The 24865-nt window shown below is 72.3% G+C and carries 21 protein-coding genes and 1 pseudogene; 7 read left to right on the top strand and 15 right to left on the bottom strand.

Annotated features, from left to right (window positions below):
- The first annotated feature begins 40 nt into the window (after positions 1-40).
- Complete coding sequence (locus tag AB0B50_RS01320) at positions 41-979, top strand: universal stress protein (RefSeq protein WP_362323730.1); 939 nt, start codon at positions 41-43, stop codon at positions 977-979.
- Between the two features lie 112 nt (positions 980-1091).
- Here the strand turns inward: AB0B50_RS01320 and AB0B50_RS01325 are convergent, their stop codons facing one another.
- Complete coding sequence (locus AB0B50_RS01325; RefSeq protein ID WP_362323733.1) at positions 1092-1976, bottom strand: NAD(P)-binding domain-containing protein; 885 nt, start codon at positions 1974-1976, stop codon at positions 1092-1094.
- Between the two features lie 49 nt (positions 1977-2025).
- On the opposite strand from AB0B50_RS01325, the gene AB0B50_RS01330 reads away from it, so the two are divergent.
- Complete coding sequence (locus tag AB0B50_RS01330; protein ID WP_362323736.1) at positions 2026-2451, top strand: MerR family transcriptional regulator; 426 nt, start codon at positions 2026-2028, stop codon at positions 2449-2451.
- An 11-nt stretch (positions 2452-2462) separates the two neighbouring features.
- On the opposite strand, the gene AB0B50_RS01335 is transcribed toward AB0B50_RS01330, so the two are convergent.
- Complete coding sequence (locus tag AB0B50_RS01335; protein WP_362323740.1) at positions 2463-3188, bottom strand: leucine-rich repeat domain-containing protein; 726 nt, start codon at positions 3186-3188, stop codon at positions 2463-2465.
- Between the two features lie 167 nt (positions 3189-3355).
- On the opposite strand from AB0B50_RS01335, the gene AB0B50_RS01340 reads away from it, so the two are divergent.
- Both AB0B50_RS01340 and AB0B50_RS01345 read left to right on the top strand, forming a co-directional pair.
- The gene (locus tag AB0B50_RS01340) at positions 3356-3856 is read left to right on the top strand and encodes a hypothetical protein (RefSeq protein WP_359640453.1); all 501 of its coding nucleotides are present in this window, start codon (positions 3356-3358) and stop codon (positions 3854-3856) included.
- Positions 3857-4168: 312 nt separating this feature from the next.
- Positions 4169-6400, top strand: coding sequence for a glycoside hydrolase family 95 protein (locus AB0B50_RS01345; RefSeq protein ID WP_362325006.1), 2232 nt, complete (start codon positions 4169-4171; stop codon positions 6398-6400).
- On the opposite strand, the gene cydC is transcribed toward AB0B50_RS01345, so the two are convergent.
- From cydC to AB0B50_RS01365, 4 genes are all read right to left on the bottom strand, one after another.
- Positions 6363-8096, bottom strand: a complete 1734-nt coding sequence (gene cydC, locus AB0B50_RS01350; RefSeq protein WP_362323743.1) for a thiol reductant ABC exporter subunit CydC — start codon at positions 8094-8096, stop codon at positions 6363-6365. The two genes, AB0B50_RS01345 and cydC, sit on opposite strands and share 38 nt — an antisense overlap.
- A 365-nt stretch (positions 8097-8461) precedes the next feature.
- Positions 8462-10180: a thiol reductant ABC exporter subunit CydD gene (cydD, locus tag AB0B50_RS01355; RefSeq protein ID WP_362323746.1), complete on the bottom strand. Its 1719-nt coding sequence runs from the start codon at positions 10178-10180 to the stop codon at positions 8462-8464.
- A 79-nt stretch (positions 10181-10259) separates the two neighbouring features.
- Positions 10260-11291: a cytochrome d ubiquinol oxidase subunit II gene (gene cydB / locus AB0B50_RS01360; RefSeq protein ID WP_362323749.1), complete on the bottom strand. Its 1032-nt coding sequence runs from the start codon at positions 11289-11291 to the stop codon at positions 10260-10262.
- A gap of 5 nt (positions 11292-11296) precedes the next feature.
- Positions 11297-12583, bottom strand: coding sequence for a cytochrome ubiquinol oxidase subunit I (locus tag AB0B50_RS01365; RefSeq protein WP_362323752.1), 1287 nt, complete (start codon positions 12581-12583; stop codon positions 11297-11299).
- A 198-nt stretch (positions 12584-12781) separates the two neighbouring features.
- Here AB0B50_RS01365 and AB0B50_RS01370 point away from each other — a divergent pair, with 198 nt between their 5' ends.
- From AB0B50_RS01370 to AB0B50_RS01380, 3 genes are all read left to right on the top strand, one after another.
- On the top strand, positions 12782-13711 hold the full coding sequence (locus AB0B50_RS01370) for a LysR substrate-binding domain-containing protein (protein WP_362323755.1): 930 nt from the start codon (positions 12782-12784) through the stop codon (positions 13709-13711).
- A gap of 330 nt (positions 13712-14041) precedes the next feature.
- Positions 14042-14365: a 2Fe-2S iron-sulfur cluster-binding protein gene (locus tag AB0B50_RS01375; protein ID WP_362323758.1), complete on the top strand. Its 324-nt coding sequence runs from the start codon at positions 14042-14044 to the stop codon at positions 14363-14365.
- Complete coding sequence (locus tag AB0B50_RS01380) at positions 14365-15675, top strand: FAD-dependent oxidoreductase (protein WP_362323761.1); 1311 nt, start codon at positions 14365-14367, stop codon at positions 15673-15675. Before AB0B50_RS01375 ends, AB0B50_RS01380 begins: the two co-directional genes overlap by 1 nt.
- Here AB0B50_RS01380 and AB0B50_RS01385 read toward each other — a convergent pair.
- The 9 genes and pseudogenes from AB0B50_RS01385 to AB0B50_RS01425 all read right to left on the bottom strand — a co-directional run bounded on the left by AB0B50_RS01385 (position 15629) and on the right by AB0B50_RS01425 (position 24480).
- Complete coding sequence (locus tag AB0B50_RS01385) at positions 15629-16927, bottom strand: phytase (RefSeq protein WP_362323764.1); 1299 nt, start codon at positions 16925-16927, stop codon at positions 15629-15631. The genes AB0B50_RS01380 and AB0B50_RS01385 overlap by 47 nt on opposite strands.
- A 166-nt stretch (positions 16928-17093) precedes the next feature.
- Positions 17094-17567 (bottom strand): SRPBCC family protein, encoded by a 474-nt coding sequence (locus AB0B50_RS01390; RefSeq protein ID WP_362323767.1) that lies wholly within the window; start codon positions 17565-17567, stop codon positions 17094-17096.
- On the bottom strand, positions 17555-18397 hold the full coding sequence (sigJ, locus tag AB0B50_RS01395) for an RNA polymerase sigma factor SigJ (RefSeq protein WP_362325009.1): 843 nt from the start codon (positions 18395-18397) through the stop codon (positions 17555-17557). The genes AB0B50_RS01390 and sigJ overlap by 13 nt, the downstream gene beginning before the upstream one ends.
- Before the next feature lie 189 nt (positions 18398-18586).
- A complete protein-coding gene (locus AB0B50_RS01400) occupies positions 18587-19651 on the bottom strand; it encodes a hypothetical protein (protein WP_362323770.1) in 1065 nt (354 codons plus the stop codon).
- 203 nt (positions 19652-19854) lie between these two features.
- A pseudogene (locus tag AB0B50_RS01405) lies at positions 19855-20058 on the bottom strand (NlpC/P60 family protein); the annotation flags it as partial.
- Positions 20059-20268: 210 nt separating this feature from the next.
- On the bottom strand, positions 20269-21180 hold the full coding sequence (locus AB0B50_RS01410) for an endonuclease/exonuclease/phosphatase family protein (RefSeq protein ID WP_362323773.1): 912 nt from the start codon (positions 21178-21180) through the stop codon (positions 20269-20271).
- 2 nt (positions 21181-21182) lie between these two features.
- Positions 21183-21311, bottom strand: a complete 129-nt coding sequence (locus AB0B50_RS01415) for a hypothetical protein (protein WP_362323776.1) — start codon at positions 21309-21311, stop codon at positions 21183-21185.
- Positions 21308-22693 carry a nitrate/sulfonate/bicarbonate ABC transporter ATP-binding protein gene (locus AB0B50_RS01420; protein ID WP_362323779.1) on the bottom strand — a complete coding sequence of 462 codons (1386 nt, stop codon included), beginning with the start codon at positions 22691-22693 and terminating at the stop codon, positions 21308-21310. Before AB0B50_RS01420 ends, AB0B50_RS01415 begins: the two co-directional genes overlap by 4 nt.
- A 53-nt stretch (positions 22694-22746) precedes the next feature.
- Positions 22747-24480: an ABC transporter permease subunit gene (locus tag AB0B50_RS01425; protein WP_362323782.1), complete on the bottom strand. Its 1734-nt coding sequence runs from the start codon at positions 24478-24480 to the stop codon at positions 22747-22749.
- Positions 24481-24865: the final 385 nt, after the last annotated feature.

The raw sequence follows: 24865 nt of genomic DNA on the forward strand, positions 1-24865 counted from the left end.
GACCCTCCCGTCGCGGCGGGGGCTGCACAAGGCTGGAGCCATGAGCAGCGAACCGGTCGGCAACGTGAACAGCAGTGGCTCCGTCGTCGCGGCGGTGGACGGTTCGGCCGGTGGCGGCCGCGCCCTGGAGTGGGCGCTGGCCGCCGCACGGCTGCGCGGTGCGCCCCTGCGGATCGCGCATGTACGGGCGTACGACATACCGCTCGTCGACGGCCCGTTCACGGCCGTCATCGAGCGCCCCGATGCGGACCCGGTGCTCGCGCACGTCCGCGCGTCCCTCGAAGGGCGCGCCGACCTGCCCGAGCTGGAGTTCGTCACCGTGGACGGCAGACCGGGGCGTGAACTGCCGCGGCTCGGCGCCGACGCCGCGCTCCTCGTCCTCGGCTCGCGCGGCAGGGGCGGCTTCGCCGGCCTGCTGCTCGGCTCGAACGGCGTGGCCTGCGCGCGCGAAGCGGACTGCCCGGTGGTGGTCGTGCCGCGCCCCCGGCAGGACGCGGGCGGGGGCGCCCGGCGCGGCACGGACGAGGTCGAGGACGAGTGCCCCGAGGTGGTCCTCGGGCTCTCGGCGCCCGCGCCGGACGAGGGCGCGCTCGACTTCGCCTTCGCCGAGGCCGCGCGGCGCCGGGCACGGATCCGGGTCGTCGCCGCGTACCCGTGGCCCGTCCTCAGCGCCACGGCCGCCGGTGACTTCGTGATGAAGGCCGTCGCGGACGCCGAGACCGAGAAGGGGTACGGGGAACTCGCGGGCGGGCTGCTCGCGCCCCACCGGGAGCGTCATCCCGACGTGCCGGTGGACGTGAGCCTCGCGTCCGGCGACGCGGCGGGCCACCTCGTCGAGGCCTCGCGCTCCGCGGACCTGGTGGTGGTCGGACGCCACCGCCGCAGGCCCGCCCCGGGCCGCATGCTCGGCTCGGTCACCAACGCGGTGCTGCTGCACTCCGCGTGCCCGGTGGCGGTGGTGCCGCAGCGGTCGGCCTGAGGGGCGCCGCCCGCCGCCGGAAGGGAGCAGGGGCCCGGTGGTAGGGAGCACAGGGGGCCCACGGGAAGGGAGCACAGGGCGCCCACGGGAAGGGAGCACGGGCCCGCCTCGGTCAGCCCTCGTGGGGCTTGGCGAACTCCTCGATCAGCACGGCGTATTCCTCCGCGCCGTGTCCCGCGGCGACCGACCGGTCGGCCATCGCCTTGATCAGCTTCGGCAGTTCGGCGTTGACGCCCACCGCCTCGCTCTCCTCGATCAGATGCGCCATGGACCGGACGTGGGTATCCAGGGACGCCACATCGGCCGGGAAGGAGCCGCTGTCGATCGACTCGGCATGCCCCGGCAGCCACTCGGCCACCCCGGCGGCCATCTGCCGGGCGAACGGCGCGAACGTCGCGGCGTCGACACCCGCCGTCCGGAGCAGGGCCGTGCCCTGGAGCCAGGCGTTCAGGATGCTCCACATCATGGCGAGGCCCGCCACGTCGTACAGCGACGCGAGGCCGTGGTCCTCGCCGAGGTGGGTGACGGTGCCGAGCGCGTCGAGCGTCGGCTTGTGCGCGTCGAAGTCCGACTGCGGACCGCTGTGCAGAATCACCGCGTCGGCGGTACCGATCGCCGGGGGGACGGCCATGATGGCGCCGTCCAGATAGCGGGCGCCGCGCCGCTCGGCCCAGCGGGCGGCTTCCCTGGCCTGCGCCGAGTCGCCCGAGGTGAAGTTGATCAATGTCGTGCCGGTCAGCTCGACGGAGTCCGTGTCGAGCAGGTCGTACAAGGCGTCGTAGTCGGTGAGGCAGACGATCGTCAGGGATCCCGGCCGGATCGCATCGGCGACCGTCGGCGCCAGTCGCGCTCCCTCGGCGACGAGTCGGTCTGCCTTGGCGGTCGTGCGGTTCCACACGGTCGTGGGGTGCCCGGCCTCGAGGAACGCGCCGGCGAGCGCCTGGCCCATCAGTCCGAGGCCGATCACGGAAACGGGTGCTTCGTTCGTGTTGGTCATGGCAGCATCGTCAACGTTCATACCGGTGTGAAGGTCAAGCGAGGTTGCGATGCGGATCGGGGAACTGGCTCGCCGGACGGGCGTCAACGCCCACCAGTTGCGCTACTACGAGGCGCAGGGGCTGCTGGAGGCGGACCGCGGAACGAACGGATACCGCGAGTTCGACGAGAGCGCCCTGCTGAGGGTGAAGCAGATCCGGCACCTGCTGGGCGCCGGTCTGTCGTCAGAGGACATCGCGTACGTGCTGCCCTGCGCGGTCGGCGAGGCGCCGCAGCTGCCAGGGTGTCCCGAGCTGGTCGCCGCGATGCGCTCGCGGCTGCGGCGCCTCGACGACCAGATGGAGAGCCTGGCCCGCTCGCGTGAGGCCCTTGCCGACTACGTGGACGCCGCCGAGCGCATGGGGAGCAGGAGTTATCCGCCTTTCGACGGTGCCGAGGGTGTCTCGGATACCGAGCCGGAGACCGTCTCGGGCTGAGCCGCCGGGGCTCAGCGCAGCACCACGCAGCCCTTCGCGTGGAGTACCCCCGACACGCGGTCGCTGACGCGGGTGTGGTTCCAGCGAAGGTCCAACTTCTCCAGCGCGGGCAGTTCGGCGATCCAGTCCGGGAGGTCGTGTACGCGGTTGGAGCGCAGGTCGACGCGGCGCAGCAGGGGCAGGCCGCGCAGGGCCTCCGGGACGGCCGTGAAGGCGTTCTCACGCAGCTCCAGTTCGCGCAGTTCACCCAAGTCGCCCACGGAGGAGGGCAGTTCGCTCAGGCGGTGGCCGCGCAGCCACAGCTCGCGCAGCGCGCCGAGGGAGCCGAGCGTCTCCGGCAGGCGGGTCAATTCGTTGTGCTGGGCGCGCAGTTCCACGAGGCCGGCCATGGCGCCGAGCGCGTCGGGGAGCGCGGTCAGGCGGTTCTCGCCGACGTTCAGATACGCGAGCCGGGTGAGGCGGCCGATCGTCTCCGGCAGCTCGGTGAGGTCGTTGTCGTGGAGGTAGAGGAACCGGCTGAGCGCCGGCAGGTCGCCGAGCTCGGCGGGGACCGCGCGCAGCTTGTTGTGCCCGAGGTCGAGAGTGTGCAGGTCCGCGAGCGTGCCGATGCGGGCGGGCAGGCGCGTGAGTCCGTTGTCGGCCAGGATCAGGACTTCCAGGTGCGGGTGGTGCCAGACCTCGTCGGGTAGGTGGCCGAGGCGGGCGCGCCAGTAGTTCAGGGCGGGGGCGTTGCTCACTGGGACTCCGTGGATCGAGGGGGTGCCATTGTGCAGGGGCTTCGCCTCGGGGGCTGTCGGGATTCGGGCGCGGGTGCGTTGCGACTGGTCGCGCTGTGCCCCGCGCCCCTTCGGGGGCGCGCCCGCCCCCGCGTCGGGGAAAGGCGGAGGCCACGTACCATGGGCGCATGTCCTTCCTCCGCCGCCGCAGCTCCGCCACTCCCGCGGGCCCGGACTTCGATGTCCTGGCCATGGACCCCGGTGACTGGCCCGGCAATCTCGGCGCGGGCCTGCTACCCGCCCCCGACGGCAGCTGCCAGGGTGTGTTCCTGCGGTACGACCTGTTCGGCGGCCGCGGCCCCGCGATGATCATCGGCAATCTCCCCGAGGGTTCCCCCGCGCGCGAGACCGCCGAGGGCGAGGTTCCCTTCGAGGTGGCCCAGCTGCTCCTCGCCCTGGAGAACGACGAGGACATCACGGTCGTCTCCACCGAGGACGTGCCGGTGATGCAGGGCGACAACCTCCTCATCGTGCGCCGCCTCAAGCTCTCCGAGAGCCGGATCTCCTGCGTGCAGTTCGACCGCAGCGACAACGTCCTGGTGACCATCGCCGCCTGGGACCGTCCCATCACCGACGACCTGTACGCGCTCCTGAAGCCGCTGCCCGCGGAGCTCTTCCAGCAGGGCTGACCGCGGCGCCCTTCCGGCAGGGCTGACCGCCCCGGCCGGGCACTCCCGCTCCGGCGCCTTTCGCACTTCCGTCCAAGTACTGCCCCGTTCCGTCCAAGGAACGGGGCAGTTTTGTGTCTTGCCAGGTCAGTCATCGGACTTTTAACGTGACCGGTCATGACTCAGGGGATCACGCGAAGAACCACCATGAAGACCGCGCTCGGCACCACTGCCGTTCTGGCGGCGGGCGGTGGCGTGGTCGGCGACGCCGCGTCCGCCGCAGCGGCCGCCGGGTCGCCCGAGCATTACACCTCCGATGAATCGGCGGAAACCGTGCTCTGGTACGGCACCCCCGCCGCCGACTGGGAGCGCGAGGCCCTGCCCATCGGCAACGGCGCCCTCGGCGCCATGGTCTTCGGCACCCTCGCCTCCGAGCGGCTCCAGTTCAACGAGAAGACCCTGTGGACCGGCGGCCCCGGCTCCCGGGAGGGATACGACTTCGGGAACTGGCGCGCCCCCCGGCCCGGCGCCCTCGACGCCGTGCGCGAGGAGCTCGACGAGAAGGGCAGGCTCGACCCCGACACGGTCGCGGCGAAACTCGGCCAGCCCCGGCGCGGCTACGGCGCCCACCAGACCTTCGGCGACCTCCACATCGACGTGCCCGGCACCCCGGCCGCGTCCGACGCCTCCTACCGCCGTGCCCTCGACATCGGACAGGGGCTCGCGACCGTCACGTACCGCCGTGAACAAGTGCGGCACCACCGGGAGTTCTTCGCCTCGTACCCCGACGGAGTGATGGTCGGGCGCCTCTTTGCCGACCGCGCCGGACAGGTCACCTGCACCCTCCGCTACGCCTCGCCTCGTGCCGACTTCACGGCGAAAGCGGACGGGGACCGCATCACCGTACGCGGTGAACTCGCCGACAACGGCCTGAAGTTCGAGGCACAGCTGCGGATCTCGCACCAGGGCGGCACGCGCGTCGCGAACGGCGACGGCAGCGTCACGGTGACCGGCGCCGACCACGTCTGGTTCGTCCTCGCCGCGGGCACCGACCACGCCGACACCCACCCCGACTACCGGGGCGAGGACCCGCACGCCGCCGTCACCGGAGCCGTCGACAAGGCGGTCGCGACGGGGCACGGCAAGCTGCGCGCCCGCCATCTGCGCGACCACCGCGACCTGTTCGGCCGCGTCGCCCTGGACATCGGCCAGGCCCTGCCCGCCGACGTCCCCACCGACCGGCTCCTCAAGGAGTACGGGGGACCGTCGGGGGCGGCGGCCGACCGGGCCTTGGAGGCGCTGTTCTTCCAGTACGGCCGCTACCTCCTCATCGCCTCCTCGCGCGCCGGATCGCTGCCCGCCAACCTCCAGGGCGTGTGGAACAACAGCACGACGCCGCCCTGGTCGGCGGACTACCACACCAACATCAACCTCCAGATGAACTACTGGCTCGCCGAGGCCGCGAACCTGCCCGAGACGACCGCGCCGTACGACCGCTTCGTTGAGGCGCTGCGCGCGCCGGGGCGGCGTACGGCCAAGGAGATGTTCGGCAGCCGCGGCTGGGTCGTGCACAACGAGACCAACCCCTACGGCTTCACCGGGGTGCACGACTGGTCGACCGCCTTCTGGTTCCCCGAGGCCGCTGCCTGGCTCACCGCGCAGCTCTACGAGCACTACCGCTTCGGCGGCTCCACGGACTATCTGCGCGCCACCGCCTACCCGGCGATGAAGGAGGCCGCCGAGTTCTGGCTCGACAACCTGCGGACCGATCCGCGCGACGGCACGCTCGTCGTCACGCCCAGCTACTCGCCCGAGCACGGCGACTTCACCGCGGGCGGCGCCATGGCCCAGCAGATCGTCCACGATCTGCTCACCAACACGCTGGAGGCGGCGCGCGTCCTCGGCGACTCGCCGTCCTTCCGCGCCGAGCTGGCGAAGACCCTGGACGGACTGGACCCCGGTCTGCGCATCGGCTCGTGGGGCCAACTCCAGGAGTGGAAGGCCGATGCGGACGACCAGGCCGACGACCACCGGCACGTCTCCCACCTCTATGCCCTGCACCCCGGCAGGCAGATCGAGCCGGGCAGCACATGGGCCGAGGCGGCGAAGGTGTCCCTGCGGGCGCGCGGTGACGGCGGCACCGGCTGGTCCAAGGCGTGGAAGATCAACTTCTGGGCGCGGCTGCGGGACGGCGACCACGCGCACAAGATGCTCGGCGAACAGCTGAAGTCCTCGACCCTGCCGAACCTTTGGGACACGCACCCGCCCTTCCAGATAGACGGCAACTTCGGCGCGACCTCCGGCGTCGTCGAAATGCTCCTGCAGAGCCAGCACGACGTCATCGAGATCCTGCCCGCCCTGCCCGCGAGCTGGCCCGCCGGGACGGTGCGGGGTCTGCGGGCGCGCGGCGGAGCGACCCTCGACATCACCTGGGCGGGGGGCCGTGCCACGCACATCGCCCTCCGGGCGTCGCGCACGCGTGAACTCACCGTGCGCAGCGACCTGTTCAGCGGTGGGGCGAAGACGTTCAAGGCGCGGGCAGGGCAGCGGTACGAGTTCCACTGAGCGGCAGTGACCTCGCACCGGCGTCGAGCGTGACGATCTCGTCGGCCGCGGAGATGCCCGACCGCTCGTGCGTGACGAGAAGCGTGGTGCGGCCGCGGGTGGCGTCCAGGATGTCGGCGAGCACGGCGGCGGCGGTCTCCGGGTCGAGCCCCTCGGTGGGTTCGTCCAGGACCAGGACGGGCGGGTCGGCGAGCAACGCGCGGGCCAGGAGCAGGCGTTGACGCTGACCGCCCGACATCGCGGCGCCGTCCGCGCCGAGGACGGTGTCCAAGCCGTCGGGCAGGGAACCGATCCAGTCCAGGATCCGGGCGCGGCCCGCCGCTTCGCGCAGGTCGGCGTCCGTCGCGTCGGGGCGGGCCAGGAGCAGGTTGGCGCGGATCGTGGTGTGGAAGACGTGCGCGTCCTGCGTGACGCCCGTGATCGCGCGGCGCACGTCGGCGCCCGCGAAGTCGCGCAGTTCGCGCGTCTCGCGCCCACCCATGCGGATGCTTCCGGACTCGTACGGGACGAACCGCATGAGCGCCGCGATCAACGTCGACTTGCCGGAGCCACTGGCGCCGACGAGCACGACCCGGCGACCCGGCGGCAGCCGCAGGCTCACCCCGTCCAGGGCGGGCGGGCCGTCCGGGCGGTGGCGCACCCGCAGGTCGGTGACGGTGACGCCGAGCGGCTCGTCGAGCGGGAGCGGCGCCGGGGCGGCCGGGTCGGTGACGGGCGGCGGCGTGTCGAACAGATCCGCCAACCGGCGCGCCGAGGCCTGCACTTCGGTGAGCCTGCGGGCGGCGGCGGGCAGCGGGGCGAGGGCCTCGAAGGCGACCAGCGCGAGAACCGCGAGCACGGTCAGACGCACGGCGGGCAACGTACCGGCCGAGTGTGCGCGGAGCGCGAGCCAGGTGACGCCGACCGCCGCCGCGCCCTGCAGCAGCAGGACCACGGCCGTGGCGAGCTGCGTGGTGAGAGCGCTGTGCCGCTCCAGGGCGGCGATACGGGCCGAGGCGCGGCCCGCACGCTCGGCGGCGCGGCCCCGGGCGCCGTACGCGGCGAGGTCGGCCGCACCCTGCGTCAAGTCCACGGTGAGGGTGGCCAGTTCGGCACGCGCGGCCCTCTCGGCGTGCCCGGCGTGGCGGGACAGTGCGAGCACCAGAGCGGGTACGAGAAGCCCCGCCACGGCCAGGAGCAGCGCGAGGAGCAGGCCCGCCTGCGGCAACAGCACCGCTGCGGTCGCGGTTGCGGCGGCGGCGACCGCGCAGGCGGCCGCCGCCGGGGTCAGGATGCGGAGGAGCAGGTTCTGGGCGGCGTCCACGTCGTCGACGAGACGGGTCAGTAGATCACCGCTGCGGAAGGCGGGGGTTCCGGCGGGGGCGAGTGGTACCAGCGCCTCGTACACCCGGGTACGGAACCCCGCGACGGCCCGCAGCACACCGTCGTGCCCGAGCAACCGATCGGCGTAGCGCAGCGTTCCACGCCCCAGCGCCAGAGCGCGCACGGCCACGATGGCAACGCTGACGGAGGCGAGGGGCGGCTGCTCGGCAGCCCGAGTGATCAGCCAGGCCGCGGTGGCCATCAGCGCGGCCCCGGCAAGCTCACTGCCTGCGGCGGCGATGGCGGCGGGCAGCAGCCTGCGCCAGTGGGGGAGGAGGTGCCGGAGGAGGCGGAGGGCGGGGCGGGGGAGGGCGCGATCGGCGGCGGCAGTCATGGGGCAACGGCCCTTCCGTGACGGGCGGGTGTGGGGGTGGAGGTGGAGGTGGGTGTGGAGTTGGAGGTTGAGGTAGCGGTGGTGGGTGAGGGCGGGGTGTTCGAGAGGGACGGGGACAGCGGGGCCGGTGGCGGGGCAGGGGGCGCCGTCCCTTCGGTGACGGGTGTCCCTGGAGGCGTGCGGACGCGGGAAGGCATGGCACCGCTCCTGTGATACGGGTGTTCACGGCGGCGTGCGGATGGGCGCGAGTAGGGCGACCGCGATGGCGGCGCCGGGCCACCGCGCTGTCCTCTAGGGCGTCCCGCGGTTCTCGCGCAGGGGTTCCTGCGGCTGTGGTCCAGGGCGTCCCGCGGCTGTCGTCCCGGCTAGGGGGCCACGAGTCCGTCCGGTGTCACCAGCCCGGCCGCGGGGTCCGGTTGAGGCAGGGCGAGGCCCGCCTCTCGTACCGTGACGATCCGGTCGGCATGGGGGAGCAGAGTGGTGCGGTGGGCGACGACGACTGCCGTGCGGCCCCGCATCAGACGCGCCGTGGCGTGTACGACGGCTGCCTCGCTCTCGGGGTCCAGGTGGGCGGTCGGTTCGTCGAGGAGCAGGACCGGGGCGTCCTTGAGGAACGCGCGGGCCACGGCGATGCGCTGGCGTTGACCCGCGGAGAGGCCGGCGCCGTGCTCGCCGAGCATCGTGTCGTACGCCTGTGGCAGTTCCTCGATGAAGCCGTCGGCCGAGGCGGCGCGGGCCGCAACCCGCACCTCGGCATCGCTCGCGTCAAGGCGGCCGAGGCGGATGTTGTCCGCCACGGACGCCGCGAAGAGGTGCGGGCGCTGCGGTACCCACGCCACCTGCGACCGCCACGCGTCGGCATCGAGCTCCGCGAGGTCCGTGCCGCCGACCGTGATCCGGCCCGAGGCCGGAGCCACGAAGCCGAGCAGCAGGGCGAGCACCGTGGACTTGCCCGCGCCGCTCGGGCCGACCAGGGCGATGTGTTCACCGGGGCGGATCGTGAGAGAGGCCTCTCGCAGGGCGGGCGCGGCGCGGTCCGCGTACTGGACCGTGACGCCGTCGAGGCACAGCCGCGCCGTCCGGACGTCCGGCACCGGCACCGGGGCGCGGTCGGCCGCGGTGCGCCGGGCCCGCGGCTCTTCCTCGTCGAGGACCGCGAAGACCCGTTCCGCCACCGCGATGCCCTCCGCGCTGTCGTGGAAGGCGGCGCCCATGGCCCGCAGCGGCAGATACGCCTCGGGGGCGAGGAAGAGAACGGTCAGGGCCGTACGAAGGTCCAGCTCGCCGCCGAGCAGCCGCAGCCCGACGGGCACGGCCACCAGGGCGACGGACAGGGTGGCGACGGTCTCCAGGATCAGGGAGGAGAGGAACGCCACGCGCAGCGTCCGCATGGTGGCCCGGCGGTGGGCGTGCGCCATCTCGTCCACCACCCGCGTCTGATGCCGCTCGCGGCCGAACGCCCGCAGCGTCGGCAGTCCCGCCACCACGTCCAGGAAGTGGCCGCCGAGCCGGGCGAGCAACCGCCACTGCCGTGCGGTGCGCCGTGCGGTGTGCAGGCCGACCAGCGCACCGAACACGGGGATCAGCGGCAGCGTCACAAGGATGATCAGCGCCGATGTCCAGTCGGTCCACCACAGCCAGCCGACCACGGTGAGGGGCACCACGGCGGTGGCCGCCATCGTGGGCAAGTAGCCGACGACGTACGGGTCGAGGGCGTCCAGGCCACGGGTGAGCAGCGTCGCCGTCTCGCCGTGGCGCCCCGCGGCGAGGCGCAGGGGGCCGGAGTCCCGCAGCCGCCCGGTGATCCGGTCGCGCAGCGTGCGCTTGACGTCGGCCGCGGCGCGCTGCGCGAGCGCCCCGCGGGCCCAGGCGAGCAGCGCGCGCAGGGCCATGACGGCGCCGAGTGCGAGCAGCGGCGCGGTCCGCGGCCCGTGCCCGGCGAAGCCGTCCGCGAGGACCCCCGCCAGCAGGGCCGCCTGGGCGACGACGAGCCCGGCGCCGAGGAACGCGAGGCCGGTGGAGTACGTCATGTGGCGTCGCAGCACCGGGAGTTCGCGCCGCAGTCGGCGTTCGACCGGCTTCATCCTGGATCGTCCCTCTCGTGTCCGGGAAATGGGGGCAGAAGCAGGGGGAGAGGAGGGAGGAGGGGAGGAGGGGCGGGGGTCAGAAGTAGCTGGGGTGGCGGCGGCCCGTCCTCCCCCGGAAGGCCCACCAGCTCCACGCCTGGTACGCGAGGATCGTCGGGACCACCAGGACCCCGAACGCGCTCAGGATCTTCAGCGTGGCGCCGTCCGTGACGGAGTGATCGATGGTCAGGCCCGTGCCCGCCGAACTGATCAGGAGGTACGGGTAGTGGCCTGCGCCGACGAGCGGCACCGGCAACGCGGTGGCGCAGCATGTGGCCACGAACGCCCGCACGTGGTGCCCGCGGGAGAAGGACCACCAGGCCCCGGCGAGCGCCGCGGCGAGCAGGGCGGCGATGACCGCCGAGGTCCCGCGGTTCGTCATCGAGGCGCCCGCCCCGAAAAGCGTCAGGAGCAGCGCGAGGCTGCCCGCGGCGAACGTGCCGCACAGCAGTTGGGCGCCCAACTCACGGGCTCTCGCGGCAAGGTCCGGCCCCGAGCGCAGTGCGACGAAGCCCGCTCCGTGCGCCGCGAAGAGCAGCGCGGTGGTCACGCCGCAGGCCAGCACGAACGGCGAGAACACATCGCCGAACCCGATGTGGAAGCTGCCGTCGGCCCGCCGGGGCACGCCGTGGAGGAGCAGTCCCAGGACGAAGCCCCAGCACACGGCGGGCAGCGCGCCGCCGAACACGATCAGGGCGCCCCACATCCGGCGTCCGCCCGAGCCGCGCGCCCTGCCGCGGAGCTGGATCGCGGCGTTGCCGACGACCAGGCCGACGAGAATCGCGACGATCAGCGGGTAGAGGCCGGACAGGAGCGTGCCTTCCAAGTGGGGGAAGGCGCCGAACAGGACGCCGGTGAAGGCCACCAGCCAGACCTCGTTGCCCAGGAAGAAGGGCGCGATGGCGTCGAGCGCGGCGTTGCGGTCGGCGCGTGCCGCTTCCCGGCCCGCTTCCCTGCCGCCGCCGAGGTGGGGATGCAGCATCTGTGCGCCGTAGTCGTAGCCGCCGAGCACGAAGTATCCGGCGAGGAGCAGGCCGAGGAGGGCCAGCCAGAGAGTCTCCAGACTCATGTCGCTCAACTTTCCATCGAGAGAATCGGTTCGGCCCGGTCGGACGGTTCCTCGGGGAGCGGCTCGGTCGCGCCGAGCTGGGTGGCGTCGGGACCGCGGAGGGCGAACCGGGTGATCAGCGTCCAGTTGGTCACGGCCAGTGCGAGGAAGACGGCGATGAACACGGTGCAGGACACGGCGAGCGCGGCCGTGCTGACGTGGGACAACGCGTCCTCGACCGTCAACTCGCCGTAGACGAGCCAGGGTTGGCGCCCGACCTCGCGGACGAGCCAGCCGCCGACGGAGGCGATGAAGGGGAACGGCACCGTCGCCACCAGCACCCACAGGGCGGGGCGCCAGCGCATCAGGCGGTTCCTCCAGAGCAGGAGGACGGCGATGAGAGTGATGGTGGACACGGTGTTGCCGATGATCGTCATCGCGTCCATCGAGATCCGCATCGTGTCCTGCCAGGGCACGTAGTCGCCGGGACCGTGCTCCTCGACGAGCCGGGCCTGTGCCTCGGCCACGCCGCTGCCTCGCAGGACCGCCTCCTTCATGGGCTGGGTCCGCTCGATCACCGGCCGCTGCATCTCGCCGACGACGACCACGAAGAAGGAGGCGACCATGGACACCCAGATCCCCCAGCGCATGGAGCCGCCGAACAGCTCGGTCTCCTTGGTGCGCCGCAGGAAGTGGTACGCGCTGACGCCGGCGACGAAGACGCCGCCCGTCGTGAGCGCGCCGAGCGAGACGTGGGCGAGTGCGACCAGGGCGCTGGAGTTGGTGAGCAGCGCCCCGAAGTCGGTCAAATAGGCGGCGCCGTCGCGTACTTCGTAGCCGACGGGGTGCTGCATGAAGCCGTTGGCGATCATGATCCAGTACCCGGAGGCGTACGCGGTCAGGGCGACCAGCCAGATGAGCGTGACGTGCACGCCCTTGCGCAGTCGGCCCCAGCCGAAGATCCACATGCCGAGGAAGGTGGACTCGGCGAAGAAGGCGACAAGGGTTTCGAGGGCAAGGGGCGCGCCGAAGACATTGCCCGCGAACTTGCTCAGGCCGCTCCAGCTGAGCCCGAACTGGAACTCCATGACGAGGCCGGTGACGATGCCGACCGCGTAGTTGATGACGTAGAGCTGTCCCCAGAAGCGGGTCATGCGCTCCCGGACGGCTCTCTTGGTCGGATCACGGGTGAAGGCGGCCCGCGTGTGCATGACCGCCACCAGGGGGACGAGCCCCATGGTGAGGATCACGAACAGCCAGTGGATGCCGGTCGTGGCCGCGAACTGGAGTCGGGCCAGCTCCGCAGCGCTCATGATGTGACCTTCCTGGGACGGGTGGAGGGCGGAAGCCGGAAGAGGGAGGCCCCCGCGTCGCGTGTACGGATGCCGGGCGCCGTTGCCCGTCACCCGTGCGGTGACCTCGATGAAGACCGTAGGGAGAATCGCTTATGCATTCCAAGACCGGTTCCGCTATGTGAAGATGACGCGGAAGGCATGAGTGAAGGTGGGCCCGTGGATCTTCTGCAGTTGCGCTACTTCCAGGTGGTAGCCCGTTACGAGCACATGAGCCGTGCCGCGGAGGAGCTGTGCGTCGCCCAGCCCTCGCTCAGCCGCACCATCGCGCGCCTGGAGGGTGAGCTCGGCTCGCCGCTGTTCGACCGACAGGGCCGCCGCATCCGGCTCAACCAGTACGGCGCGATCTTCTTGCGTCACGTCGACCGCGCCCTGAGCGAGCTGGACGACGGCCGCAGGGCCATCCGCGAGGCCCGTGACCTCGGGCTCGGCCGCGTCAGCGTCGCCTCGGAGACGCTCCTGACGATCGCCCCGCTGCTCGGCAGCTTCCGCGCCGCCCACCCCCGTGCCGACGTGCGGCTCCACCAGTCGACAGCCGAGGAGATGGACCGCCAACTGCGCGCCAGGGACGTCGACTTCTGCGTCGCGTCGCAGCCCCTGAGCGGTTCCCACCTGGACCAGATCGAACTGGCCCGCGAGGAGGTGCTGCTCGCGGTTCCCTATGGGCACTGGCTCGACGGCCGGGAGAGCGTGACGATCCCCGAGATCGCCGACGAACCCTTCGTCACCACGCGGCAGGGCCACTGGCAACGCGCCCTCCTGGACCGGCTGTTCGCGGCCGAAGGGCTCGCGCCGCTGGTGTCCTGCGAGGGCGACGAGCCGGGCGCCAGCCAGCACATGATCAGCGCGAGCCTCGGCATCGGGCTCATCCCGGCGATCTCCCGTCAGGTCGGTACGCACACGCGCGTCCCGGTGGCCTGGGTGCACCTGGACGCACCTGACTGCCACCGGGTGCTCACCTTGGTGTGGAACCGCGAGACGCATCTCTCCGAAGCCGCGCTGAAATTCCGGGAGTTCATCACCAGCAGGCCCTTCATGACACACCACCTGCCCGATCCCCGCCGTGAGCGCGGACACGACCAGTCCTAGCGACCAGTCCTAGCGGTCAGTCCTGGCGATCACTCCGGGCGGTCAGTCCTGGCGCGCCGGGTGCTCCTCTGGTACGTTCCAACGCGCCGCCGCACCTCGGGCCGAGGACGTCGCGTGTCCGAACGGCCCCCAGGCGATGGCGAGTCGGCAAGGGGTGTCGTGTCCCCCGTCGGCCACGGGCGGCGCCATCAACCCCCTCTCGCAACACCCTTTCTCTGAACAGCCTTTCTCTCAACTTCTCTCAACACCCTTTCCCCCTTCTTCCCTTCACCCGCATCCGTGCCGCGGCGCGCCCTCGCGCCCCGACGGATGCCATCGAGGAGTTCCGGCATGCCCAAGATCACCTACGTAGCCGCCGACGGCACCGAGGCGACGGTCGAGGTCGCTCACGGCACGAGCGTCATGCGCGGCGCCGTCTTCAACGACATCGACGGCATCGTCGCCCAGTGCGGCGGAAACGCCCAGTGCGCCACCTGTCACGTCTACGTCGACGAGGCCGTCGCCGATCGCCTGGAGCCCGCGCAGCCCTACGAGGACGACCTGCTCGACTTCACCGCGAGCCCGCGCAGGCCCACCAGCAGGCTCAGCTGCCAGCTCGAAGTGACCGACGCACTGGACGGCCTGACCGTCCACCTCCCCGAACGGCAGAACTGATGACGAACGGCGCACACCCCGCATCCGTCGTCGTCGTGGGTGCGGGGCAAGGCGGCTACCAGACGGCGGCGTCCCTGCGCGAGCGCGGCTACACAGGACGCATCACGCTCATCAGCGGCGAGGACGCGCTCCCGTACGAGCGCCCTCCGCTGTCCAAGGCGTACCTCAAAGGCGACGCCGACGAGTCGCTGCTGTGGCTGCGGCCCGCGACGTACTACGCACGCCAGTCGATCGAACTGGTCGAGGGCACCGTGACGGCGATCCATCCGGCCGCCCGTACGATCCGCCTCGCCGACGGCTCCGTCCGCGACTACGGCCATCTCGTCCTGGCCACCGGGGCCCGGCCGCGCAGGCTCGCGGTGCCGGGCGCCGGGCTGCGCGGCGTGCACACCCTGCGCACCGCGCGGGACGCCGCCGCACTGCGTGCCTCGCTCCGCGCGGCCCGGCGCGCGGTGGTGGTGGGGGCCGGGTTCGTCGGTCTCGAATTCGCCGCCGTGGCACGGGAGTCGGGATGCGAGGTGACGGTCGTCGAGGCACGTGACCGTCCGCTCGCCCGTGCCGTATCGGCGCGGACCGCAGCGCACTTCGCGCGGCTGCACCGGGAGAAGGACGCCCAACTCCTCTTCGGCCAGGGCGTCGTGGGCCTGCACGGCGACCGGCGCGGAGCCGTGACGGCGGTGGAGGTCAGCGACGGCCGCCGGCTCCCGGCGGACCTGGTCCTGGTCGGCATCGGAGTCGAACCGCGCACGGAACTGGCGGCCGCCGCCGGTCTCCCGGTCGGCGGCGGCATCACCGTCGACTCCCGGCTGCGCACCGGCGATCCGTACATCTCGGCGATCGGCGACTGCGCGGCGTTCTTGCAGGTGCGCTCCGACAGTCGGCTGCGCCTGGAGTCGGTGCAGAACGCCGTCGGCCACGCCCGCCTGGTCGCCGAGCGGCTGACCGGATCACACCACGCCTATGGTGAACTGCCCTGGTTCTGGAGCGAGCAGTTCTCCACGACCCTGCAGATCGCCGGAGTCGCCGAGGGCCACGACACCGAGTTGGTGCTCGGTGAGGCCCCCGGCGCGTTCTCGGTGCTCCTCTTCCGGGGCGACGAACTGCGGGCGGTCGAGTCGGTCGACCGCCCCGGCGACCACCTTGCGGCCCGTCGACTCCTGGATCTTGGAGTCGAGATGAGCCCCGGCGATGTCGAGGCGCCGGGGTTCACGCTCAAGGGGCACCTGGCTGATCGCGGCGGAGGAAGCAGAGGAATCGGAGGAATCAGTCGTCGACCGCGTCGAGCACCTGTCCCAGATCCACGAACTTGAAGTTGGTGGAGGGGCGTTCACCGTCCCCGGGTGCGTCGTGACCGTCCTGCACCACCAGCAGGCCGTTCGGGTACGCGGAGCCCAGCGGGGCCGCGAGGGCGGCGGCCCCGTCGCACTCCTCCGAGCCGTCGAGGGCGGAGGAGGCGGGAGCGACGCGGAAGCCGCCCTCGTACTCGTTGGCGTCGGACACCTCGCGGTCGTAGGCGGCGAAGGTGTTGTCGCCCTGGCTGGAGGCGAGCAGCAGCCCGTCGCCGTCCGGCTCGGTCACGAGCGTGAGGCCCTCGACGTCCGCCGAGATTCGGGTGCCGCCGTAGCCCGGGTCGGCGCCCGCGGTGCACTCCTCGGTCTCCTCGTCGTACGTGCCGGGGACGCCGTACTCGCGGACCTTGTCGACGAGCTTCGGCGTCCCGGTCAGGTCGGCGCGCATCCGCCAGATGCCGACGTCCTCCTGACCGGCGTACAGCGTGCCGTTCGCAGGGTCGACCACCATGCCCTCGACCTGCGGGAGTTCACCGGGCTCGCCGCACGGGGACCACGAAGTTCCGTTCGGCAGACGGAAGCCGGCGGGCAGATCCAGGGTGCGGACCTTGCGGTAGCCGACCGTCCCGTCGGCCTCGGGCAGAAGCTCCAGCAGAGCGATGCTGGTGCGCTCGCGGCGGCTCACCAGGGCGTACGAGCGGCCGGTCGCCCGGTCCGTCCAGGTGGCGAGGCCGTACGCGGTGCGCTGCTCGTCGATCTCCTCCTGGGACGAGGAGAAGACGGGCGGCGCGGCCGGGGCCGTGACGTCGGTCAGCGGGCCCCCGCGGCCGTTCGGGGTGATGCGGTAGAAACGCAGCCGGTCGCCGCCCCGGTCGCTGGTCACCGCGAGGTCGGCCCGGCCCGACGGCAGGCGGAACCCGTGGACGAGGTCGACGTTGTTGAAGCGGCCGGGCGCGCGGTCCGGAGCCGGTGCGGCCGGGGCCGGCACGGACTGCACCTCGCGGGCGCCCAGGTCGTACACGCGCAGGCCGCCCTGCTTGGCCGTGGCGATCACCAGGCTGCGGTCCGGGTCCGCGGCGTTGCGCCAGATCGCCGGGTCGTCCGCGTCGGCGTCACCGCCCGCCTCGTCGTCGTGCAGGACGGGGGTCTCCGCCCGCGCGGTCACGGCGGGCGGTGCCGCGGCACTGGCCGGGAACGGCACGGCGACGGCGAGCGCCGCCAGAGCCAGAGCGGGCGCGAGCGCCGCCGGGCGGGCACTGCGGGACGTGAGCACGTGAGGACTCCTTCGGGGACAGGTCGTGGGTAGGGGAACGCGGTGGGGCATCGGGAGTGTGCGTTCCCTGTGTGACGACTTACCGATAGGTAACGCGTCCTGTCCGTGTGCGGAAGGTGAACGGCCGGTGTGTGCACGTGGGTTGGGCGGTGTGCGCGTACGTGAGTCAGTCGCTCTGCGACCCCGCACGCGCGCGCCGCGGAGCCAGCGCCTTCTCGGCGGCCTCCAGGATGTTGCCGAAGGTGCGGGTGATGACCGGCCGTGCGACGCGCCGGGTGAGGAACGGCCCGACCAGCGGTACGGGGATCTCCGCGCGCGTGGTCCAGCGCACCAGGGTGCCGCCCTCGACCTCTGTGAACGTCATGCGGCCCAGCTCGTGCCGGGACGGCGGCAGGCTGCGGTCGACGACGTACTCGGTGGCGAACGGCGGGTCGTACAGGGTGATGCGCTCCCGGAACCAGCCGATCAGCCACAGGTGGTCGCGGACCGCGCCGACGCCGTAGGGCGCGCCCTCGCCGCGAACGGCCAGTCGGCAGCGGACCACCAGCGGCGAGCTCGTGTAGTTCGTGGTCGTGGTGAGCCAGGCGAACACCGCGTCGATCGGGGCGTCGACGGTGCGCTCGACGGTCATGGTTTCCATGGCTGGTGATCTCCTCGGTCGAGGGGGCGCACCGCGTCGGCGCGGTGCAGCTTGTCCGGGTTGCGCATGACGTAGAGGCGGGTGATCCGTCCTTCGTCGACCTCGAAGGCGAGCAGCCAGTCGAGTTCGCCGTCGGTGAGACAGCGCGCCGCGGGCATGCCGTTGTACGTGGCGTGCTCGACGCTGCTCCTCGCGGTGAAGCTGGTGCGGGCGACGCCCAGGACGAACTTGACCACGTCGTCGCGGCCGGTGATCGGACGGCGGGCGGCGGACCGCTTCCCGCCGCCGTCCGAGATCTGCACGACGTCGGGCGCCATCAGATCCATCAGCGCCTGGACCTGACCGGTCGTCGTCGCCAGCAGGAATCGCTCGACGACCTCACGGGCGGCCCCGGAGTCGGGCTCGAAACGGCGGCGCCGCGCGTGCACGTGCCGACGCGCGCGGTGGGCGATCTGCCGGACGGTGGTCTCGGCCTTGCCGACGGAGGCGGCGATCTCGCCGTGGGTGTAGCCGAACACGTCGTGCAGCACGAACACCGCGCGCTCGGTGGGGTTCAGCGTCTCAAGGACCAGCATCATCGCCATCGACACCGACTCGGCGAGGATCGCGTCCTCGCTCACCTCGGGCGCCGTGCGGATGGGCTCGGGCAGCCACGTGCCGACGTACTCCTCGCGCCGTGCCCTGACCGCCCGCAGATGGTTCAGCGACTGCCGCGTCACCAGGCGGACCAGATAGGCGCGCGGATGCTCGACCGTGGCCCGGTCCACCGCGCTCCACCGCAGATAGCTCTCCTGCAGCACGTCCTCGGCGTCGGCGGCGCTGCCCAGCATCTCGTACGCGATGGTGAACAGCAGCGGACGGTGCTCGGTGAAGGCGTCCTCGGTGTCAGTGGCCACGATCCACCCCCACCACGCGCACGCGTCGGCACTTCGGCATCACACTCGGCTCCTCTCGTCGGCCCCGCGGCCACCCATCGAGACACTTCGCACCGGCCGAGCGTGACACTCCTCGGGTGTGATTCAGTTCACAGCGTGCAGGGCGCGGTGCCGACGGGGTGACGTTCCCGCGCTCGCCAGGGTGGCGGTCCGCACCAGTTGCGCGTAGGTGCGGCGCAGCGCGACCAGGGACTCCTGGGCCTCGCGGTAGGCGTCCGCGTCGGGGCCGCGGCGGTGGGTGAGGGTGTGGATGCCCGCGCTGTGGCGGTCGAGGGCGGAGAGCCAGGCGCGGTGCTGGTCGGGCAGGTGACGGCGCAACTGGTGGCGGCTGCCCCCGCCCATGCGGCCGCCCATGCCGAGCACGGCGTCGGCGGTCAGCAGCACCGGCGGCTCGAGCGCCCCCTGCTCGGCGAGGGCCACGAGCACCGCGCACTGCTGCCCGGTCGCCGGGGCGGGCCCCATCTGCCGTTCCTCCAGGTGGAGTTGTCTGCGCAGGGCGTGCTGGACGCGGGTCAGGCGGGCGAGCGCGACGGCCACGGAGTCGTCACCTGGGGAACGGCCCGCCAGTGAGTGCGCAAGGCGGAACATCCAGATGCCGTGCGCCTCCAGGCGCACCCCCGCCAGCATGAGCCGGTCGAGCCGGGACAGCGGCTGGTCCTTCGGCGACCAGCGCACGATGGGTACGAGGCTCTCGGTGCGGGCCAGTTGGTCCACCGACACGGTCCTGCCCGGCTTGCGCGACGGCGCCCAGTTCAGCAGCGACAGCGTGGGCAGCGCCACGAACTCCTGATGGTCGCCGCGGTGCGCGAGCGCCGCCCACAGCCCCAGGAACTCCTCGTGCGCGGCCCGGCGCGACACGGGTGCCAGCGGGTCCAGGTCGGTCCAGCCGCACGCCGCCACGACGACCGCCACCCGCATCGCCGCAGCCCTTGCCCGGTGTTGCGGAAGTCGTGCGACGCGCCTGCGCAGCAGCGTCAACTCACCGCTGCGGGCCGCGTTCTCGACGAGGAAGCGGGCCTCCTCCCTGGACGGTGCGGCTGCGGCGGACGCGGCCAGGGCGTCCAGATCCGTCCAGGCGCCGGAGAGGTGCGGTGCGGGCAGACGTCGCGGCAGGAAACCGTGCGTACGCGGGTCGTGGGACGGGGCCATGAGACAGCCTTTCTGTGAGCTTCCTGCGGACTTTCTGCGAGCCTTCAGCGAGCTCTCTGCGTGCGTGCCGGGGAGCGGGGAGGTCAGCTCACACGGCCGTACAGGTGGGGGTGGTAGGCGGCGAAGGGCGAGACGCGCACCGACTTGCCGGGGCGAGGGGCCGGCAGATCGATGCCCATGTGCCGGTAGGCGTGCTGCACGAGGCCCGAGCAGGCGAAGCCGTGGGGGCCGTCGCCCCAGACGTAGGGCTTGCCGAGCCGGCCCTTGGCCCTGGACGGCGCTGGTGGCGTTGTTCCGGGAGGGGGGGGCGACCGGGCCGAGGCCGTGTCGGTGGTCCCGGCTCGGCGCGGGTTCCGCGCTCGCGGTCCCGGCCCCGACGGGGAGGAGCGCGGCTCCGGTGTCCGCACTGTGTTTCCTGCCTCTCCTGTGTGATGGACGACTGCCGGAAGCCGACAACTGCCTGCGGGCAAGGCCGTGTTGACGGTACGGCAGATGATCTTCCGTAGTCTCGATCGTCACAGGTCGACGCGTCGGGACCCGTAGGCGAAAGTCCACAAGGGCGGGGACTTTCGCCCTCTGGTCACGCCCCTCGGTCATGGCTCGGCGCGTCACCCGGCTCATCGGCCGGCCCGCAGCCCCGCCACGACCGGCCGGTGGTCGCTGCCGAGATCGGGGAGCACGGCGGCCCCGGTCGGTTCGAGCCCGCGGATCAGGACGTGGTCGATGCGGACGACGGGGAACGCGGCAGGCCAGGTGAAGCCGAGGCCCCGCCCCGCCCGGTCGTCCGCGGACCGCAGCCCCCGCGTCAGCGGCGCCAGGGCCCGGTCGCGCAGGCTGCCGTTGAGGTCGCCGAGGACCACCACGCGCGGGGTCCGGTCCCTGGCGACGCGCTCGGCGAGGCGTGCCGCGCTCGCGTCCCGCTGCCGCACGGCGAAGCCCTTGGTGACGCCGACGCGCACGGACGGCAGGCGCACCGCGTACACCGCCGTGTCGCCGACGGGCGTGCGGGCCACGGCCCTGATCGCGTGCGGCCAGGCACCGCCCAGGTCGAGGCGCTCGACCCCGTGCAGCGGATAGCGGGACCACAGGCCGAGCGTGTCGCCCGTCGCCCGGTGCGGGTAGGCGGCGCGCAGCTCTTGTTCGTACGTACGCATGGCGGGCCGGGGCACCTTCTCCAGGGCCACGACATCGGCGCCGGTGGCCCGCACCTCGCGGGCGACGTCACGCGGAGTGGTGCGGTCGCCGCCGACGTTGAGGGTCAGGACCTGGAGGTCGGAGTGTCCGGGCCCGCGTTCGGCGACGATGCCGGGTCCGAACAGGACGGCCCAGGCGACCGAGGGGACCAGCACGGCCGCCGCCCCCTTGAGGGAGCGGCGGACCGTCGCCCACACCAGCAGCAGCGGAATGCCGAGGCCGCACCACGGCAGCGCGGTCTCGGTCAGGCTGCCCAGGTGGCCCGGCGTGTTCGGCAGCAGGCCGGGGAAGACGAGCACGACGGCGAGGAGGAGCGCCGGGACGGCGATGCGCATGGTCAGACCGGTCCGTTCCACAGATCGCCGCCGCCCGTGCGCCGCCAGGAGGACCCCCAGCCGACGCACGCGAATCCGACGGCCGCCACGGAGGCCGCGAACAGCGCGGCGCAGAGCAAGGGCGCGCTCATCGTTGGCTCCCCGCGCCGCGGTCCTCGCGCGGCAGCAGCAGGACGCCGTCGCGGGCGTCGTACTCGTAGAGCTCGGCGTAACGCCCCCAGGTGATCGCGGTGCCCAGCTGCTGTCGCGAACCGTGCTCCGGGCAGCTCGCGCGCAGCCGGTCCGTGACGTACTGCTCGCGCAGGCGTCCGCCGTCGGACGCCATGAGGAGCGTGCGGATGGTGGCGATGAGAGGGACGTTGGCGAGCACGGCGCCGGCGAAGAGGTGCTTGCGCGTCAGGATGTCGGCCCGCGCGAAGCCGCGCCCGGTGCCGCTCAGACGGAGCTTGCCGGTCTCGACCCGTGCGTAGCCGAGCAGCTCGGCCGCCTCCACGAGCGGCATCAGGTCGTCGAGCTCGTAGGACAACGCGTCGGACACGACGGCCAGTTCGACTTCTCCGCCGCGCTCGTCGAGCTCCTCCAGGAGCCCGGTGAGCTGCTCCACGTCGGCCTGCGGCAGGGGAGTCGCGGCGCGCAGCGGGTCGTGCGTGCCGGCGGTGGGCGGCAGTTCGGCGCGCTCGCCGGTCAACGACTCGTAGGCGTCCTCGACCAGGGCCTCGAAGCCGCGCGTGTGGCGGTTGCGGGGCCGGGGCAGATCGACGCGCAGCTCGACCTGGATGGTGCCGGGATCGGTGCCGAGGACGAGGATGCGGTCGGCGAGCTGGACGGCCTCCTCGATGGAGTGGGTGACCAGGAGAGCGGTACGGGTGGGGCTCTCGGGGTGGGTGAGCAGTGCGAGCAGTTCATTGCGCAGGGTCTGCGCGGTCAGCACGTCGAGCGCGGAGAACGGCTCGTCCATCAGGAGCACGTCCGGTTCCACGACGAGGGCGCGGGCGAAGCCGACGCGCTGGCGCATCCCGCCGGAGAGCTCCTTCGGGTACGCGTTCTCGAAGCCGTCGAGGCCCACCATGTCGATGGCCGCGACGGCCCGCTCCCGGCGCGCGACCGGCTCCACACCCCGTGCCTGCAGCCCGAGTTCGACGTTCTGCTGCACCGTGAGCCACGGCATCAGGGCGAAGGACTGGAAGAGCATGGCCGTGCCCGGGTTGGGTCCTTCCACCGGGCGGCCGCGGTAGTGCACGGTGCCGCTGGACGGAGCGAGAAGCCCTGCGACGTGCCGCAGCAGCGTCGACTTGCCGGAGCCCGAGCGGCCCAGGAGCGCGACGATCTCGCCCTCGCGCAGGGTGAAGTCGATGTTCTCCAGGACGGGCAGCCTGTCGCCGCCGGGCGCGGTGAAGTGCTTGTGCAGACCGCTCACGGTGATGACGGAGGTCTCCGCGACGAGGGGGATGTGGTGGACGGGGATGCTGTTCTTGGCACGGGCACCGGTGTTCTTGGTGTTGTTGTTCTTCATGGGATCGCTCCTGGGCGATGGAAGGTGGACGAGGGGCGGCACACCGGACGGCCTCACAGCGCGCAGCGGCGCTGCGCGAAGCGGTACAGACGGCGCCAGAGCAGCCGGTTGATGATCACGACGTAGACGCTCATCAGGACCGCGCCGAGGACGTTGCGCGCGAAGTCCCCCGAGTCGGTGGCCTGCGTGATGTACGCGCCGATGCCGACGGCGGTCAGCGTCGTGGTGCCGTAGCTGACGAGCTCGCCGGGGATGGAGGCGTTCCAGGCGCCACCGGACGCCGCGAGCGCACCCGTCGTGTACGAGGGGAAGACGGCCGGCAGGATCAGCTTCTGCCAGCGCAGCCAGCCGCGGAGCCCCAGGTCGTCGGCGGCCTCGCGCAGATCGCCGGGGATGGAGCTGGCACCGGCGATGACGTTGAAGAGGACGTACCACTGGGCGCCCAGCGCCATCAGGGCGATCGCGCCCCAGTTCAGGGAGATGCCGGAGGCGCCGAGCACCACGACGGCGAGCGGGAAGAGGAAGTTGGACGGGAAGGAGGCGAGGACCTGCACGATCGGCTGGGCGATCCGGTTGACCTTGGGGTTCATGCCGATCCAGGCACCGATCGGCACCCACACCAGGGTGGAGAACACCACGAGGACCATGACGCGGCCGTACGTGATGAGCGCGAGCCAGGCCGCGTGCCCGATCTCGCCGACCGGGACATGGGCCAGGATGTACGAGCAGGCCTGCCAGAGGATCGCGGCGACGGCCGCCGTGTACAGGACGTGGAAGACGAGGTCGGCACGCCTGCGCCGGACCGGGTCGTGGCGCAGCCGCCCGGGGCTGGTGCCGAGCACGCGCATGGCGCGGTCCAGGCGCTCACCGGCCGGGCGCAGCAGCCGGCCGAGCAGCGCGGGCACCGTGGAGCGGCGAAGGAGGTTCAGGAACCAGCTGCGGGGCTGCTCGGCGATCTCGCAGTCCTCGGTGCGGAAGCGCTCGGCCCAGGCCGTGATCGGCCGCCAGAAGAAGAAGTTGACGGACACGACCATCGCGATCATGACGACGACGGCGAGGGCGACCCGCGAGCCCTGTCCGTTGTCGAGGGCCTGCGCCACGTACGAGCCCACGCCCGGCAGGCCGTTGTCCTTGCCGTGCACGCTGATCGTCTCGGAGGCGGAGAGCGCGAACCATGCCGCGCCGAAGCTGATCATGCCGTTCCAGACCTGGGCGATCATGCCGCTGGGCACGTCCACCTTCCAGAACCGCTGCCAGCGGGTGAGGCGCATCAGGCGGGCCGCCTCGTCGAGGTCCTTGGACTGGGTGATGAGCGACTGGTAGAAGGCCATCGCCATGTTCCACACCAGCGCGGTGAACACGGCGAAGATCGAGGCGAGTTCGAGGCCGAGCGTCGAGCCGGGGAACATCGCGATGAAGCCGGTGACGGTGATGCTCAGGAACGTCAGGACCGGTACCGACTGCAGGATGTCGATGGCCGGCACGATCACCTTGGCCGCGCGCCGCGAGCGGGCGGCCCAGGTGCCGAAGACGAAGGTGAAGACCACGGCGGGTACGAGGCCCGCGAACATCCGGAACAGGGAGCGCGCGGCGTAGTAGGGCAGCTCGCCCGGGTCGGTGGAGACGACCGGCGGCTGATCGGCGTCGAAGGGCTGGTCGGCCGAGGCGCCGACCCGGGCCACGAGGTAGAAGACCGCGACGACGCCGAGGAGGACGAGTACGTCGACGGGGCGTATACGGGCGACGCGTACGGCGCCGCGGGAGGGAAACTGACGGAGTTTCGACATGGGGGAACCCGGAAGGTCTGCGGGCACGACGGCATGGCGCGGCGGCGCCGCGCGGGAAGGGCCCGGGGGACGGGTGGTGAGGGCAAGAGACGTCGGGGCGCGGCAGGGGCGGCCGGGCCACGGCGCGTGTCAGGCGGCGGACCGCCGCGGCTGTCCTGCGGGAACGGCACGCAGGGGACAGCGGGACGCGCGACTGGGAGGGTCGCCGTAGAGCACAACGACCACCTCCTCACATCCTCGGGCAGCGCCTTCTCACGCCGCTCCACCACCATGCGGGTGGGCCTCTGAAGGCAACCTGAGCGACCTGAGCCCACCTTCAGGTTCAGGTTCCTCAGGGAGCGTTCAGGAAGGGCGCCGTAGGCTGGGTGGTCCACGTCGCATTTAC

This window comes from Streptomyces sp. NPDC041068 (assembly GCF_040647455.1).
GTDB lineage: Bacteria > Actinomycetota > Actinomycetes > Streptomycetales > Streptomycetaceae > Streptomyces.